At 42.9% G+C, this 14,270-nt stretch carries 15 protein-coding genes and 1 tRNA gene; 5 read left to right on the top strand and 11 right to left on the bottom strand.

Annotated features, from left to right (window positions below):
- Positions 1 to 103 precede the first annotated feature (103 nt).
- Entirely contained in the window at positions 104 to 997 is an 894-nt protein-coding gene (locus tag AC1DOV_RS18950; protein ID WP_477550746.1) for a hypothetical protein, read from the top strand.
- On the opposite strand, the gene AC1DOV_RS18945 is transcribed toward AC1DOV_RS18950, so the two are convergent.
- The gene (locus AC1DOV_RS18945) at positions 988 to 1,182 is read right to left on the bottom strand and encodes a YqzE family protein (protein WP_339208618.1); all 195 of its coding nucleotides are present in this window, start codon (positions 1,180 to 1,182) and stop codon (positions 988 to 990) included. The genes AC1DOV_RS18950 and AC1DOV_RS18945 overlap by 10 nt on opposite strands.
- 136 nt (positions 1,183 to 1,318) lie before the next feature.
- Between AC1DOV_RS18945 and AC1DOV_RS18940 the strand changes: the two genes are divergently transcribed.
- A complete protein-coding gene (locus tag AC1DOV_RS18940; RefSeq protein WP_441882839.1) occupies positions 1,319 to 2,020 on the top strand; it encodes an N-acetylmuramoyl-L-alanine amidase family protein in 702 nt (233 codons plus the stop codon).
- On the opposite strand, the gene AC1DOV_RS18935 is transcribed toward AC1DOV_RS18940, so the two are convergent.
- On the bottom strand, positions 1,985 to 2,890 hold the full coding sequence (locus tag AC1DOV_RS18935; RefSeq protein ID WP_477550745.1) for a divergent polysaccharide deacetylase family protein: 906 nt from the start codon (positions 2,888 to 2,890) through the stop codon (positions 1,985 to 1,987). The two genes, AC1DOV_RS18940 and AC1DOV_RS18935, sit on opposite strands and share 36 nt — an antisense overlap.
- Positions 2,891 to 3,097: 207 nt before the next feature.
- Complete coding sequence (locus AC1DOV_RS18930) at positions 3,098 to 3,688, bottom strand: xanthine phosphoribosyltransferase (protein ID WP_441882835.1); 591 nt, start codon at positions 3,686 to 3,688, stop codon at positions 3,098 to 3,100.
- An 82-nt stretch (positions 3,689 to 3,770) separates the two neighbouring features.
- On the opposite strand from AC1DOV_RS18930, the gene AC1DOV_RS18925 reads away from it, so the two are divergent.
- Positions 3,771 to 3,854, top strand: a tRNA-Leu gene (locus AC1DOV_RS18925).
- A gap of 199 nt (positions 3,855 to 4,053) precedes the next feature.
- Here the strand turns inward: AC1DOV_RS18925 and AC1DOV_RS18920 are convergent.
- Positions 4,054 to 4,548 carry a DUF2199 domain-containing protein gene (locus tag AC1DOV_RS18920; protein ID WP_477550744.1) on the bottom strand — a complete coding sequence of 165 codons (495 nt, stop codon included), beginning with the start codon at positions 4,546 to 4,548 and terminating at the stop codon, positions 4,054 to 4,056.
- Positions 4,549 to 4,810: 262 nt separating this feature from the next.
- Here AC1DOV_RS18920 and AC1DOV_RS18915 point away from each other — a divergent pair, with 262 nt between their 5' ends.
- Complete coding sequence (locus AC1DOV_RS18915) at positions 4,811 to 5,419, top strand: transglutaminase-like domain-containing protein (protein WP_477550743.1); 609 nt, start codon at positions 4,811 to 4,813, stop codon at positions 5,417 to 5,419.
- 41 nt (positions 5,420 to 5,460) lie between these two features.
- On the opposite strand, the gene AC1DOV_RS18910 is transcribed toward AC1DOV_RS18915, so the two are convergent.
- The 7 genes from AC1DOV_RS18910 to AC1DOV_RS18880 all read right to left on the bottom strand — a co-directional run bounded on the left by AC1DOV_RS18910 (position 5,461) and on the right by AC1DOV_RS18880 (position 12,363).
- Complete coding sequence (locus tag AC1DOV_RS18910) at positions 5,461 to 6,345, bottom strand: GNAT family N-acetyltransferase (protein WP_477550742.1); 885 nt, start codon at positions 6,343 to 6,345, stop codon at positions 5,461 to 5,463.
- Positions 6,346 to 6,467: 122 nt separating this feature from the next.
- Complete coding sequence (locus tag AC1DOV_RS18905; protein WP_339208612.1) at positions 6,468 to 6,671, bottom strand: hypothetical protein; 204 nt, start codon at positions 6,669 to 6,671, stop codon at positions 6,468 to 6,470.
- 136 nt (positions 6,672 to 6,807) lie between these two features.
- Positions 6,808 to 8,187, bottom strand: coding sequence for an ADP-ribosylglycohydrolase family protein (locus AC1DOV_RS18900; protein WP_477550741.1), 1,380 nt, complete (start codon positions 8,185 to 8,187; stop codon positions 6,808 to 6,810).
- Between the two features lie 30 nt (positions 8,188 to 8,217).
- A complete protein-coding gene (locus AC1DOV_RS18895) occupies positions 8,218 to 9,024 on the bottom strand; it encodes an MBL fold metallo-hydrolase (RefSeq protein ID WP_477550823.1) in 807 nt (268 codons plus the stop codon).
- A gap of 86 nt (positions 9,025 to 9,110) precedes the next feature.
- Entirely contained in the window at positions 9,111 to 9,953 is an 843-nt protein-coding gene (locus AC1DOV_RS18890; protein WP_477550740.1) for a sugar phosphate isomerase/epimerase family protein, read from the bottom strand.
- Positions 9,954 to 9,990: 37 nt separating this feature from the next.
- Complete coding sequence (locus AC1DOV_RS18885; RefSeq protein WP_477550739.1) at positions 9,991 to 10,950, bottom strand: Gfo/Idh/MocA family protein; 960 nt, start codon at positions 10,948 to 10,950, stop codon at positions 9,991 to 9,993.
- 45 nt (positions 10,951 to 10,995) lie between these two features.
- Entirely contained in the window at positions 10,996 to 12,363 is a 1,368-nt protein-coding gene (locus tag AC1DOV_RS18880) for an N-acyl-D-glucosamine 2-epimerase (protein WP_477550738.1), read from the bottom strand.
- A gap of 312 nt (positions 12,364 to 12,675) precedes the next feature.
- Between AC1DOV_RS18880 and AC1DOV_RS18875 the strand changes: the two genes are divergently transcribed.
- Positions 12,676 to 14,214, top strand: a complete 1,539-nt coding sequence (locus AC1DOV_RS18875) for a DUF4127 family protein (protein ID WP_477550737.1) — start codon at positions 12,676 to 12,678, stop codon at positions 14,212 to 14,214.
- Positions 14,215 to 14,270: the final 56 nt, after the last annotated feature.

The following is a 14,270-nucleotide window of genomic DNA, read 5'->3' as shown; positions in this document are numbered from 1 at the left end:
AGCAATACGTCAAAAAAAGGCGGTCACAAGGCCGCCCTTACGCGACAGGTTGCAACAGCCTTCTTAAAGCTTGTCCTATACAATGATATGGAGGTGATTAATTATGCCAAAAAAATTCATCAAGCTTACAGCGGCATGTGTTTTGACCGCTATTGTATTGTATGCAGGCGGATTGCAGCCACAAGCTGCTGCGGCCGTTTCTAATCCTACAACCGTTTATGAGCCTGTTCAGCAGCAAGCGCAGCGCTGGGTCGAAGAACTGGCTGTACAGCCTTCTTTTGCCGCATGGAAGAAGTCGACGCTCATTGTTTCTCCTATTGGCCCTGGAACGCATAGCTGGCTTGTGCTTGTCATGCAAAATAAAAATACTGTCGGTTATCTTGTCATTAATGCGGTGGAGTCAGGTGGATATCAGCTGGGTGAATACGGAACAAACAGTCATCCATTATTCGATGAAAGCACCCTTTCTAGAGCGATAAAGCAGCTGGAGCTTTTAAAGCCTGCAAACCAAATCGAAAGAATATATGTTCATCCTCTCCTTGCCGCATGGAAAATAACGACAGATAAAGAAACGTATTATGCAGATGCTGTCAGCGGTGAATCGCTCCCTGCCAAGAAGGAAGATTGGACAAATGCTGCCGCAACTAAGCTTGATAAAGCGGATCCATTACTTAACACTCAGAAAGCAGTCCTTATTAAACAAGTCTCGCTGCCGTCATTTAATCCATTCGATAAGCTTCCCTGGCTAACGAACAAACCCATCACATTAAGCTCTAATTCCTACACACCTCTCTTTGCCAAAATAAACAACAAAGAACAGCTCCGCTTTACCGCTGAGCTGTTTGATGGCCAGATGTTATATGTCTGGTCTGTCGTCGGATATAACAAATGGGATAACGGTCAAATCTATGTCGCGCTTGAAGCAAGCGAGGACGGTTCTGATCGCCGTTATATTCCCCTTCAGCTTTTAATCGAGCTTGGTCACTTTTACCGATGACGCTCAGCGCGTCCACGCCACCATAACATTACACTCACTGGTCCCCATCCGAACCAACGCGTCAGCCAAGGCTCTCTCCGAGATTTGGCTAATACGTTGGTTTGTTTCCGTTCTTCCCTTGGTGTCTCCATATAATTTATAAATTTTTCGGTCATAAATTTCACGTATTCATCGCCTTTTGCCATGCTAATCAGTCCTTTCAATACCGTATGAATTAATAATTTAAGTTTGCCCCTTAACCATCCAATCTAAACATGCATGAGTTTCCCTCCAAACAGCCACGCTAACCGTATGTCAAAGAAATCTGGAGGAACAATCAGCATGTTTCGTAAAATGGCACTAACCTTTGTTGTAGTATGGCTGGCTGCTTCCAGCAGCTCATCCAGCGCTTTTGCATGGCCTCTTTTGCCGGTAGGCTACAATCAGGACTGGGCGCTTCCGTCAACTGTCGTCATCATCGATGCTGGACATGGCGGAATTGACGGGGGAGCCTCATCAGCTGATATTTTAGAAAAGGACATTAATTTAGCTGTTGCGCGTAAGCTGTATTTTATTTTGCGAAGCCAAAACATACCGGCTATACTCAATCGAACCGGCGACTATGCACTCAGTGACGATAATCGTTGGCATAATACACGTTCGAGACATCGTAAAGATTTATCGCAGCGCCGGCAATTAACCGATGAAATTGAAAGTGAACTGCTCATTAGTTTGCATGTCAATTGGTCTAAGAAAAGTATGCAGAAAGGCCCTCTAGTGCTGCATCAGAGCAGCGGTGAAAGCTCGTTGCTTGCATTTTGCATACAAGATGCGCTTAATCGACAACAAAATACGGCTTTCCTCCCAAGGGAAGGAAAACCGTTTTATTTACTTAGAAGGGTGCAGGACCCTGCTGTAATTGTAGAAATGGGCTTTATTAGCAGCGAGCATGATCGTACGATGCTGACAGATCCGCAGCGTCAGCAAGAAGTTGCTGAAGCGATTGCTTCAGGGATTAGGCAATACAAGTGGATCGTTCATTGATTCTCCGCCAATAAGCGCAGTCAGCTTCACGAATCTCACGGTAGGCTGCATCGCAGGTATGGACTGATGGAGAACCGAGGATGTATATTTCCCAGGTGCTCCAACATGTCCGATCGTGATGCAGCTGTCATGTGACTCCAAATGCTTGCGAAGCACGCCGATTTGTTTGGATATATGCTGAACGGTATAAACGTCATCGAGAAATACATCATTGGAGACAGTCGGCACGCCCAGCTCTTTGGCTAATTTGGGAACAACCGTTTTGAAGGTGGTCCGGCTATCTAGAAAAAAGAGCCCCCGCTCCTTGCACACGCTTAGCACAATTCGCATCATTCGCTCATCTGCTGTCACCTTTGAGCCCATATGATTATTCATCCCAATGGCATGAGGCACATCGTCAATGGCATCCTCTACCCGTTTACGCACCTCAGCATCGCTTAAATCAGTTGTGAGCGCTCCAGGGCCTAACCAGCTTTTTAGCCCTTTGTTCGGTTCCATCGGCATATGAACAATGACATCATGGCCAAGCCTATACGCTTCCTCTGCATCCTTCTTAGTCGTTGGCATAAAAGGCATAATCGCCGCTGTAATTTTGACTGGAAGCTTCATCATTTCCTCAGTTCCGCTCATGTTATTGCCAAAATCGTCAATTACGATTGCCACTGGCTTCCGTTCATCCACCTGCTCAGCCGCACTTATCCCTTTAGCTGAACTTTGAGCAGAAACATGATTATAGCTGAGCGGACTCATAGCAGCTGAAAGTGCACTCAGCAGCATGACTACCGCAGCTGCCTTAGCAACCGATGACCATCTCAATTTACGAAATTTCTGTATTTCTCTTTCCTCAATTAATTTATGCTGTCTGCTCATTGCCGCACGCACCTTTCACCGTTTGCTGTTATTGTTTGTGAAAATGCTGGAAAATATGCGAATGCAGCATAATATCAGAAGCATAAACCTAACTTATAAATATAAAAAAAAGAGACCTGATTTAGGTCTCTCTTGTCATTGATTCCTATTTATAATTTATTCGAACTTAAATTTCTGTGAGCAATTTAGTTATATACAACTTGTTGTTTAAGCGTGAGCGACTGGATGTGGTGCAAATGTTACTTTTCCGCCTGCTAATGATGCCACTCTTGCCAATGAATGTACAAGATAACCATGCTCGATCAGCTTTTCACGTCCTGGCTGGAACGCCTTCTCGATCACGATGCCAATTCCGGCTACCGATGCACCCGCTTGCTCAACGATTCGAGCCAAACCAAGTGCTGCATCGCCGTTTGCTAGGAAGTCATCTATAATGAGGACACGATCTTCAGCTGCCAAAAACTTGCGTGAAACAGTAACTTCACTTTCCTCTTGCTTCGTAAAGGAATAGATTTTCTCGGTATAGAGATCATCCTTAAGTGTAAGCGACTTGCGTTTACGCGCAAATATTAATGGCACGTTCATTTGCAGAGCGGCCATAACCGCAGGTGCGATGCCTGAAGACTCCAGTGTAAGCACCTTCGTAATTCCTTGCGCTTCGAATAGGGAAGTGAACGTTTTACCTATGGCAAGCATAAGCTGCGGATCTACTTGATGGTTTAAGAATGAATCCACCTTCAATACATTGTCATTAAGGACGATTCCTTCTTGCATAATTTTTTGCTCTAATTGCTCCACAGCATTTTCCCCCATTTTTATAAAATATTGTTGACTATTCCAGCTTGTTCATGATACGATATTTTTTGTTAAAACATGTTTTGCGGTCGTGGCGGAATTGGCAGACGCGCTAGATTCAGGTTCTAGTGGTGTAACAGCCGTGGAGGTTCGAGTCCTCTCGACCGCATCCTTATTGGGTTTATAGACTATTTTAGACGATGTTTAATCTAGTGGTCAATATCAGACCTCATTTTGTAAATTTAAACCACTTCGTTATCATGATACTTAATTCATGATTACGAAGTGGTTTTTTTGTTGCGTAATTTTGCGATTCACTCATTTCATTTGAAAATATTTGTTCATAAATGTCAGTTTTCATTGGCTATTCAATCGTTCATGTGGTGATTGGTTAAATGAGCAATCTCTATTACTCTCTCCATTGTAATTCCTTCTCTTTGTTCAACTGCAAGTGGATGATCAGTCTGTTCTAGTTCTATTAATGGAACAGCGCCTACTTCTTGTGTATGTACCATTGTTTTCAACGACAGTGTAGATATTGGATATATTGAAAGTTCCGTCGACAACCAACCAAAATATGGTTGCTCATTTTCTCTTCCTTGCACATTCAATAATTCATTGGATTTCAAAAAATTTTCACCACTAAGTGAAACCCAAACACTCCATATAAATTTTTCATGACTATCAATAATTGGTATTTCAATGTGTCCCCTAATATAAAAAAATTGTTCATCAATTACGCAAAAATCTCTAATTAACTCTGTTCTTTGCACTTCTGGCACCTTGTAAAAATAGTCTGGTGCTTCAATTCCGTAACATAAAGGGACTTCACTTAATTCGTTGTTGCAATGAGGGCATTTCATCGTTTCTACTCCTGCCTGTTTGCTAATATTTTTATAACCACTAAATTATGTTAATTCTTAAAGCACTTTACTTCTATATTCTACCGTATAAAATTGCATTTTCTTAATAATAATCCGTTCTATTGTACCATATTGTATTTCATTATCCAGTCATAAAAACTACTAGGTCAACAACGGTTGAACGAAATTAGTTGTTGTATATTAATTCATTTAAATGCATAATAATTCCTAAGAATAAACTAATAACTGGAGGCATTATGCTATGAACATATCGTGTGAGTCGGATAACATAGAAGATTATTTGGAGGAAACAGAAGACATCGATTTCAGTCACCCGACAATCAACAATTTATCAGATGAATTATTTTCTAGATCTTCTAACGTAGTCGATTTTATAAAAAATGCTTACGAATTTGTTCGAGATCAAATAGCGCACTCTTGGGACATTCAAAGCAATCGGATAACATGCAGCGCTTCAGAAGTCCTATTTTATAAAGAAGGTATTTGTTACGCCAAATCAAATTTATTATCTGCACTGTTAAGAAGCAAAGGGATTCCAACAGGGTTTTGTTATCAACGACTTACAATCGGGGATACACCCGACACAGGATACTGCATTCATGCTCTTAATGCCGCTTATATCAACAGCATTGGAAGATGGGTTCGCTTTGATGCTCGTGGAAATAAAGCCGGCATTGCTGCGGAGTTTTCTTTAACTGAAGAAAAATTAGCTTTTCCTATACGGCAACAATATAACGAGATAGACTATTTAGAAATATATAAACAGCCTAACTCTAAAACGATTCAAGTACTTAAACAAAATACAAACGCTATTCATATGTGTTTGAATGGATTGCCTTCCGAGCTTTAGATTCATTTCCAGAGTCACTTTTCAGCATCCATAAGTATTGTTTAATAATCGTCGGGTGGAGCACTTAGTCTTGTATCCGGTCTAAAATATTTAATATAGTGGTGATAAAACGCCGTTTCTTCAAACCCAAGGCTTTCATATAACGTTTTCGCAAAATTACCTTTTGCAACGTCAAGGATTACCTTGTCTTCACCCCTGCTAATGATTTCATTAACCAGGTATTTCACAAAAACTCTTCCATAACCGCGTGATTGATGTTCGATGGAAATAGCAATGATACATATTTTATTTCCTTCAATTTTCCCTATTGCTACTATAGTATTATCAACTATCATGACAAACATATTATTTTTATTTTGGGCAAACTGCTCGCGTTCCCATTCCACAGGCTTATAAAAAAACGAAGGATACAATCCTATACGTTGTCGCATATGATAGAAAGCTAATTCGCAAATTCTATCCCATTCAAAATAATCATTCTCTTCATAATTTCTAACTATGATGTTATCTGAGGGGAATGATTCACCCTTACGCTCCATAATGTAGGAGGATATATATAATCTGTATCCATTATTGTCCAAAAGATTAATTAAATCAGTGTCACGATGAGAACACGTAAATAGGGTATGCTCTACTTTTTCATTTGGAATAAGCATTTTTTCATATTGTTGTATTAGCATTGGGCCGATATCCGCTGCTTCATATTCTTTGTTCACATATAATATGGCCTGAGGTTTTCTGCCGAAACCATTAAATGAAAGAAACCCAACGGTTGTAGTGTTATTAAGAGCAACCAAGATATTATCTTTGTTTCCTTTTTCATCATTATAAAATATATTCAATAGATGATTATAATTGAGCAGCATGCGTTCGATTTGAGCTTTATCTCTTTGAGGATCATATTTTTGTATAATAATTTGGTTCAATTCGCACACCTCGATTCTGTTTTAGTTCAATCCATACACTTGTCAAAAACTCTTTCGAATTCATCATTTTTAATTAAATGTACAATTACCTCTTCAATACTTCAACAAAACTCTATTAACTCTTAAAAAAATAAATTTTTTATGCTGTCATTGATTTTCTTATCTACATTCTCTCTATCAGCACTGCCTTGATCATAGGCTTTATTTAATTCCTCAGCAATTTTCTCAGCAAAAATTTTATCCGTCATTCCTTTTATGATCTCTTTTCGGCCAGCTACAATATCCCATTTCTGTTCTATCGCATTCAATCTAACTTCATAACGCATCGAATGATCTCCTCCAAATATAGCTCTTATTATAAGATGAAATGATTACCCTTTTCTCCCAGTATACAATAAACCCAACACCTTGGCGGTATTGGGTTTATTGTAGTTGTATCGCTTTCAAATTGTAGCAACCCCATCATTTCAAATAAGGATTATTTGCAATCAATTTCACCGTTCGCTCTGCCAAATGAGAAAGAGATACGACACCGAAGCCATCTACGCCGGAACGAATTTTATCGTTTAGCGGCTTCACCCATTTCTCGGGTAGTTGGCTCGCACCTTTTTGCATACCTACAATAGAACCTGCGGTAGCCGCATTGCAATCCGTGTCAAAGCCCGAAATGATTGCTAAACCTATTGTTGCTTCCAGGTCACCTTCACCATAAAGCAGAGACGCGGCCACAATCATCGCATTTGAGATCGTATGGCACCAATGATGTGCATTGCTTTCATCATATTTATGGTGGATACGCTCTACTACTGAATCGAAGGTCACCTGCTCCTCATACCAGCGTAACACCGTCCGAATATCGTCTGCAAGCCGGCAATTTGCAGGAATTTGACCGAGACCGGCTCTGATTACATCCTGCCTGTTGTCCGTCACAGCAGCCATTGCCAGCATAGCTGCAGTCCACATGGCGCCGTAGATGCCATTTTTCACATGCGAGATCGAAGCATCTCTCCATGCCATTTCAGCTGCTTTCGTTGGATTCCCAGGATTAATGTAGCCATACAAATCAACACGAATCTGAGCGCCAATCCACTCTCTATAGACATTGCGATATGTAGCTGAGAGTGGTGGATCTAAGCGATTAACGAGATTCCGGTAAGCAACGCGTTCTGCAGTACAGGTGCGCAGCAATGGCAACAGGTTAAGCCATGTTTCTGCTACATCGTCAGGAGAGAAGTCATAGCCGAATTTTTCTAATACAGCAAGGCTGATGATTGTATAATTCATATCATCGTCCTCGACCATATGCTTCACATTATTAATCCAGCTTACGAGCTCGTTTCCATACGACCCGCCTTCGTTAATGACGCCGTACTTCTCCGCAATTTCCGGATCAATTTCGGATGAAATATAATAATGAACTGGAAGATTGTTTGTTTCCTTTAACAAGCCTGTAATTCGTTCCTTTCTCCACCCTTCGATCGGCTGCCCCAATAAGCAGCCTGCGGATCGACCGAGCCATGCACCATACATTTTATCCGCTAAATTTTCAAATAGAGCAGTTTGATTCACCGGGAATTCGGCAACTGGTCGTTCCGCTACGATTTCCGGCAGGTTAGAAGGCTCAACAAACGGAAAGTCAGCTCTTAAAGGCAGCTCTCCCATTTCGTCTATATAAGCCGCAGCCATTTGTTCACGTTGCGGGTCATTCCACGGAATGGAAGCCAGCTTCTCATACGTAGCAGCCAATTCTGCGCTGATCTGTTTCCCCTCATCCATTGCCTGCTGCCTTTCAATTTCAACATGATGGCTGAATTGCAAGTAATACTGCTCGGAGGCTTTCATAAAGGGCATTCACTCCTTTCAGGAACTGTATTATAGCTGCAAAATCATACCGTCAAAAGCTACTATGATATCCTCTTGATCAAAAAACTGCGTAAGATCATCGTGCAGCAATCCTATATTGTGAGAGAAATGTGTAACCACAACCTTGCTTTCTCGGCTGAATATTCCCTTGCTGCGTAACCGATTCCTAATATCAAGAACGGCTTCGATGTTGAGATGTCCGCCTGTAAACGGCAGATGGCCGTTCGTACAATCCAATATAGCGAGGTCCAATTTCGTCTGTTCCAGCCATCGCCATGTTTCTTCAGGAAGAAGCCCGGTATCGTGCCCATAAAAGATGCGCTTCCCATCCTTTTCGATTAGAAAGAGCAAACAGGTTTCATCGGGATCATGATTAGCCGGCAGTGCCGTCACTTTCGTATTTCCGGTATCGACGGTTTCGAACAGATCAATTTTTCGCAGCACCAACCGCTCCGCATCTGATCTGCCAACAGCATCCCGGCATTTGCGAATGACAGCATCGTGGCCGTAAACGTGCAACGGCGCATCCAATCCATGAGCATAAACAGGCATCCGCATCGCCAAGTCCTCTGCACGAAGATGATCCAGATGCGTGTGCGTGATGAACAAATCCTTCACAAGACCGAGATCGATGCCGCCCGTCAAAACATGATGAAGCGTATCTGGCGGAAAATCAACCTTCAACACGCCATCAATAAGGACGGAGCTCCGTGTTCTCACATTTTTACCGCCAAGCTCTCTTGCCTTCAAGCAGTGCACACAACGACAAAACATCGCAGGAAAACCTTCCGCAGCAGCAGTGCCAAGAAAATGCACCTTCAAAATATATCTCCTTCCAAATCGTTCTTAAGTTTTGGTCGTAGACAGAATCAATTAACTATCCTTTATCATTTAATGCTTTCTTAAAGGCCGGCCACTATTCGTGTTACATGATTAACTGCTTCAATTGAGCCAAGCTTAGGCTCTTCTTCGCCTTCGAACTCTACGGTAAGCCACCCGTCAAAACCGGATTTCTTCAGCTCGCCGAAAATATATTTCAAATCGACAGCGCCTTCTCCAGCAATTTTCCCTAGAAACAACTCCCCCGTTAAAGCCCGAGTGACGCCGCCAGCCGTACCTTCCGGCACTGGTAGAAAATCCTTAACATGCACATGACCAACATACCCATTCAGCTCATCAATCGCATCGCTAGAGCTTTGGCCAACGAGCAGAAAATTTCCGGTATCGAACGTGCTTCGCAGTGCATGGGAATTAACCTGTTGGATAATAGCCATAACCTGGTCGCTGCGTCCTGCAAATAACCCGTGATTTTCTAGGCAAAGTGTTACACCCTTCTGTTCGGCATAATCAGCCGCTGCACGAAGTCCATCAATTACGAATTGCATTCCCTGCTCAAACGATATGGAGTCGTTGGGCAAATCCCCTGAGAATACACGAACGACCTTGGCTCCAAAATGAACAGCCGAGTCGACAGCATCCGTTACTTCCTTTAATTGTGCTTGCCTTTGTGAATCTTCTGCTACCACAAAGTTGTTGCACGCGCTGAAGCACGCAACCTGCAAACCATATTTACGAAGCGCTTCATCGATTAGTGGGATATCCTTCTCCTTTTCCTTCCAAAAACAACTGAGCAGCTCCACTCCCTTAACCCCTGTCTCGGAGGCAAATGCTAGGAAATCAACGGTATCCCATTTTCCCTCGTACCAATATTTATGCACGCTCCACATACTCAAGCTAACGTTCAAACCAATCACGCTCCTCATGGAAATTAGAAGTGCCAAATCAAACTTGATAGTCTGCTGAACGATATATCGCTTCAGTCAATTGGATAACCTTCCTAGCATATTCTCCCGATACCAATATTTCATGTTCTCCTCTGATCGCGTCAATGAAGCTTTTGTCCTGATTCGTGCTTTGAGCTGGCAGCTGAACTGGCAGAACGCCATCCTTATAGGTTGAAATTTCAATTCTGCCATTCTCGAGATAGATCACGCCTAAATCGCCGCAGAAGGAATAAAACTCCTTATAGCCCGGTACATAACCAATAATGTTCAGCGCAGCAATGGCACCCTCTTCAAAGGTGATGCTCGTAAAAGAATCGATTTCCACCGGTGTACCATGGTTGCTAAGCGTCGACTTCACCTCAAGCGGCGTAAGGCCTGTCGTCCATAACAGAACGTCAATAATATGGCTGCCTGAATCCATTAGCATACCGCCACCAGAAAGCGCAGCATTTTGTCGCCATGTGCCTGTTTGGCTGCGTTTCCAATCCTGATAGAGCGTTGCGTTAATCGAGCTTAGTTTGCCAATTACGCCATCTGCTATCGCTTGGCGAATAAAGATGAACTCCGGTTGGAAATGCCTTTGGTAGGAAACCTGAAGCAGCCTCGAATTTGCCTCTGCAGCATTTATTAATTGCTCAGCTTCTTGGGAGGTGCAGGTCATCGGCTTCTCAATCAATACATGACAGCCTGCGTTCAATACATCAAGTGCTTGGGCAAAATGCAAAGTATGTGGTGAGCATATAATAACGGCATCCAAGCCGCCTTCTTCGAGCATTTCTTTATGGCCTGCGTATCGTCGGGTATTGGTCAAATGGAATGTTGATAGAAACTGCAGAGCAGACTGTTCATTTGGGTCTGCCACTGCAACGATTTCCACGCCTTCCAGCGCTTGCATCTGACCAGCATGAAGCTGTGCGATACCGCCAGTACCTATAAAACCAATATGAATATTTTGCATTTAATCATCTTCACTCCCCATGAGTAATGATTGCTGCGTTCTTGCTCAATAAACTCCTAGAATGGACAATCTCGTACCATTTGGAATCACATTTGCGGGTCTATCCTTAAACAACCATCTCTCCGGCGTATCACGAATATCACTTAGTTCTAGCACAAATGAAGCTGCCGGCAGCTGTTCCGAACGAAGAATAACTCTATTTCCATCAACCGCTATACGATCCCATATCAGAGAAATAGAAGCGCCGTTATTCCAAAGTTTGTAGCAGGAATCATTCATAGCCGAGTGTTCGTCAATCCGTTTGTTGAATGAAATCACAATTTCGTTTCTGCTTCTCCGTTCAGTTAGCATGGGAAACGGCTTATGATCATACATATAACCGCCTGTATGATACTCATAAGCTGTCCAAGATGCATAGCCGAGCGCAAAAGCCGTTTGACTGAATGTCTCCAGCCATTCCCCGCTTTTAATCATTGGTTGTGCAGAACCGATATCCGCCTGAACGGCTAATGGCAGCTCGGGAAATCGCTCCTTGATCTGATCGACAAAGGGCTGGTAGCCTTTAACGTAATCAGCTGGCAGATCACCGCGCAGCCAATCGGGCCAATGCGTTTGCAAGAAATGGATATCCGGCTTAACCTTTTCAATCATCGATGGAGCATCTAGGCCTTGGTCTTCACGGAGTCGTTCAACGCTATCCTGTCCTGCATTAATCGCAAGCGACCAAGTGGCGACAACGATATCTGGCCTAACCTCACGAACGCCTCCTTCTCCATTTATCATTTCATTTATAAAGCCATTGACTGCTTCTACACGGAACTCGATCCACTTGTTGTAGGTTTGAACATCCCGAAGGTAATAGTTAGGAGCAGCTGCATTTGTAAAATCAGGCATATCTACGCCGTAACGTGCTCGGAACGCCGACTTAGCAAGCGGCCCAACATCTCCGTAAACCCCTCTCTCAATCCCGCCCCACTCTGGAAAATACGGTTCGGCAATTTCTATCCCGTCAAAAGGATACTCCATCACAAGCTTAGCCATCGCTGATTTTTTCCACTGCACGTAGCCTTCACTAAATGGTGACAATCGCCAGAAGCCGTCATTCGGCTCCTTAAGCAGCTTCATCTGCCAAGAGGGCCATTCTTCTGGAAACCTGTCGGTAGAGAAGGTACCGTTTCCTATCACCATCGCCCACACCGGAATTCCATTTTGACGGAAGGCAAGCAGCAAGTCCTTCTGAATGACATGTTCATTTACAACAAAATAATGGACGCTTTGATACCCTGCAAGCATAATTTCTTCAACAATACTCTCTGGCGACCTTTGCTGATAATAGGGAAATGAGGGATCAATCTGGATGCTAGGACCAGAAACGGCTTGGTTGCGAAATGAGTCCTTAAACAACGTAGACAACCATTTATACCTCCTTTTTCCAATTTCACTTGTAGTGTACCACCTATTAATTAATAACGGAATATTTTTTTATTTATTTTAAATTTTTAGAATAAATCCTCCAATCGTTTCAATTTCGACTTTTCTAGTAGAACGAGACCACGCCTCATAAATGATCATCCAACAGCTGATGTGAGATCTCATAATCCAATTTTTATGATCCGTTTAGAGAAAAAATCCTTTTTATATTTTTTTATAAAAAAATATTCCATTTACTCAGCTTGATGTATAATAGGTGTAATTCATCATTTATCCAAAAATGGAGGTCATTGTATGAGTAAAGTCGTTTACCTTCCGCTAGACGAACGTCCTTGCAATGCAAAATTTCCACAAATGATAGCTGCAATCAGCGATCTCTCGCTCGTCGCTCCGCCACTAGACTTGCTCGGAAGAAAGAAACAGCCTGCCCGCTATGAAGGGGTACATGACTGGCTCATGCAGCAAGCTGTTGATGCAGACTACTTGATACTTTCCGTTGATATGCTCGTTTACGGCGGCATTGTTCCTTCCCGTCTGCATCAATTATCGCTTCAAGCATGCATGGAACGTCTTCAACTGCTTGAGCAGCTGAAGCAGCGCAATCCATCACTTCGCATTTATGCGTTCAATTTAATTATGAGAGCCCCAGCTTACAACAGCAGTGACGAGGAACCTGACTATTACGCGCATTATGGACACTCGATTTATCGCTATGGCTGGTTAAAAGACAAGCAGACTTCCGAGCTGCTGAACGATGATGAACAAAACGAATGGCTTCAGCTTCATAGCTCTATACCAAGCGCCATTCTAAATGACTTTCTAAAGCGCAGAGAAACGAACTCACAAGTAAATGAGCATATTATTACACTCGTACAATCCGGCATCATTGATCATCTCGTTATTCCTCTGGACGATAATTCGAAATACGGCTTCAGTCCAATGGAGCAGCGCAAGCTTCTTATCTCGGTAGAGGAGTACAATCTCATGGATAATGTGCTTATCTACCCTGGTGCTGACGAAATAGGAAACATCTTATTCGCCAAAGTGTTTTGCACGATCAAAAAATATCAACCTGAGGTTTTTGTTCGTTACTCCTCGACACTTGGGCCAACGATCATTCCGAAATACGAGGATCGCAGTCTGAATGAAAGCATAAAATCTCACTTAACTTCAGGAGGCGCCTTCATGGGTGATTCCTCGATGACAGCCGATTTTGTACTCATGGTAAATTCTCCTCCAGTGTCTTCGCATGATGCAGCTGAATCACCAAATTTATACCGGGATCGTCACCGTTCCTACTTCTCTGAGATACATATAGCTGAATTCGTTACGGCGATTGAAGCGATAGCTAATAAAGGGGGCATGGTCGCACTGGCGGATGTCGCTTCATGCAACGGCGCCGATAATAGTCTCTTAAAGCTGTTATCCAAGAAAAACCTAATTTCCCGCCTCTCCGCTTACGCTGGCTGGAATACGTCCGGCAATACACTCGGAACAGTGATAGCGCATGCCATCGTAGCTTCCTTCTATCGCCAACAAAGTAATAACCAAGAATCAAGCACACAGATGAGCGAGCATTTCATGCTCTATCGTTTGATTGAAGATTGGGGTTATCAAACGATCGTAAGACAGGAAGTCGCTCATCACTTGCCAGAGCTCGGAGCCAACTACTTCGATGTGAGCCAAGTTAAAGAGCATGTATCTCAGCTCATCACCCAAAAGCTGCAGCGCTTCTGCAATGATTATTTAGCTGAACTCGCTGAGGGCAGGATCGACGAATTAAAAGCCGAGCTCCCTTGGAATCGCATGTTTGAAGTCGATTTATCCTTATAGCACAGCGCTCGCAAGCCATCAACATCAGATATGAAAATGCTGTTCCAAGGCTTGCC

It is taken from the genome of Paenibacillus sp. 01T47, from assembly GCF_056398245.1.
The sequence above is the reverse complement of the archived record's forward strand: the minus strand, read 5'-3'. Positions and strand labels throughout refer to the sequence as shown.

Excerpts from the sequence above, each read along its gene's own strand:
- AC1DOV_RS18945 (WP_339208618.1), bottom strand. The coding sequence starts at position 1,182 with ATGGCAAAAGGCGATGAATACGTGAAATTTATGACCGAAAAATTTATA.
- AC1DOV_RS18935 (WP_477550745.1), bottom strand. The coding sequence starts at position 2,890 with ATGAGCAGACAGCATAAATTAATTGAGGAAAGAGAAATACAGAAATTT.
- AC1DOV_RS18950 (WP_477550746.1), top strand. The coding sequence starts at position 104 with ATGCCAAAAAAATTCATCAAGCTTACAGCGGCATGTGTTTTGACCGCT.
- AC1DOV_RS18915 (WP_477550743.1), top strand. The coding sequence starts at position 4,811 with ATGAACATATCGTGTGAGTCGGATAACATAGAAGATTATTTGGAGGAA.
- AC1DOV_RS18900 (WP_477550741.1), bottom strand. The coding sequence starts at position 8,187 with ATGAAAGCCTCCGAGCAGTATTACTTGCAATTCAGCCATCATGTTGAA.
- AC1DOV_RS18875 (WP_477550737.1), top strand. The coding sequence starts at position 12,676 with ATGAGTAAAGTCGTTTACCTTCCGCTAGACGAACGTCCTTGCAATGCA.
- AC1DOV_RS18940 (WP_441882839.1), top strand. The coding sequence starts at position 1,319 with ATGTTTCGTAAAATGGCACTAACCTTTGTTGTAGTATGGCTGGCTGCT.
- AC1DOV_RS18920 (WP_477550744.1), bottom strand. The coding sequence starts at position 4,548 with ATGAAATGCCCTCATTGCAACAACGAATTAAGTGAAGTCCCTTTATGT.
- AC1DOV_RS18905 (WP_339208612.1), bottom strand. The coding sequence starts at position 6,671 with ATGCGTTATGAAGTTAGATTGAATGCGATAGAACAGAAATGGGATATT.
- AC1DOV_RS18885 (WP_477550739.1), bottom strand. The coding sequence starts at position 10,950 with ATGCAAAATATTCATATTGGTTTTATAGGTACTGGCGGTATCGCACAG.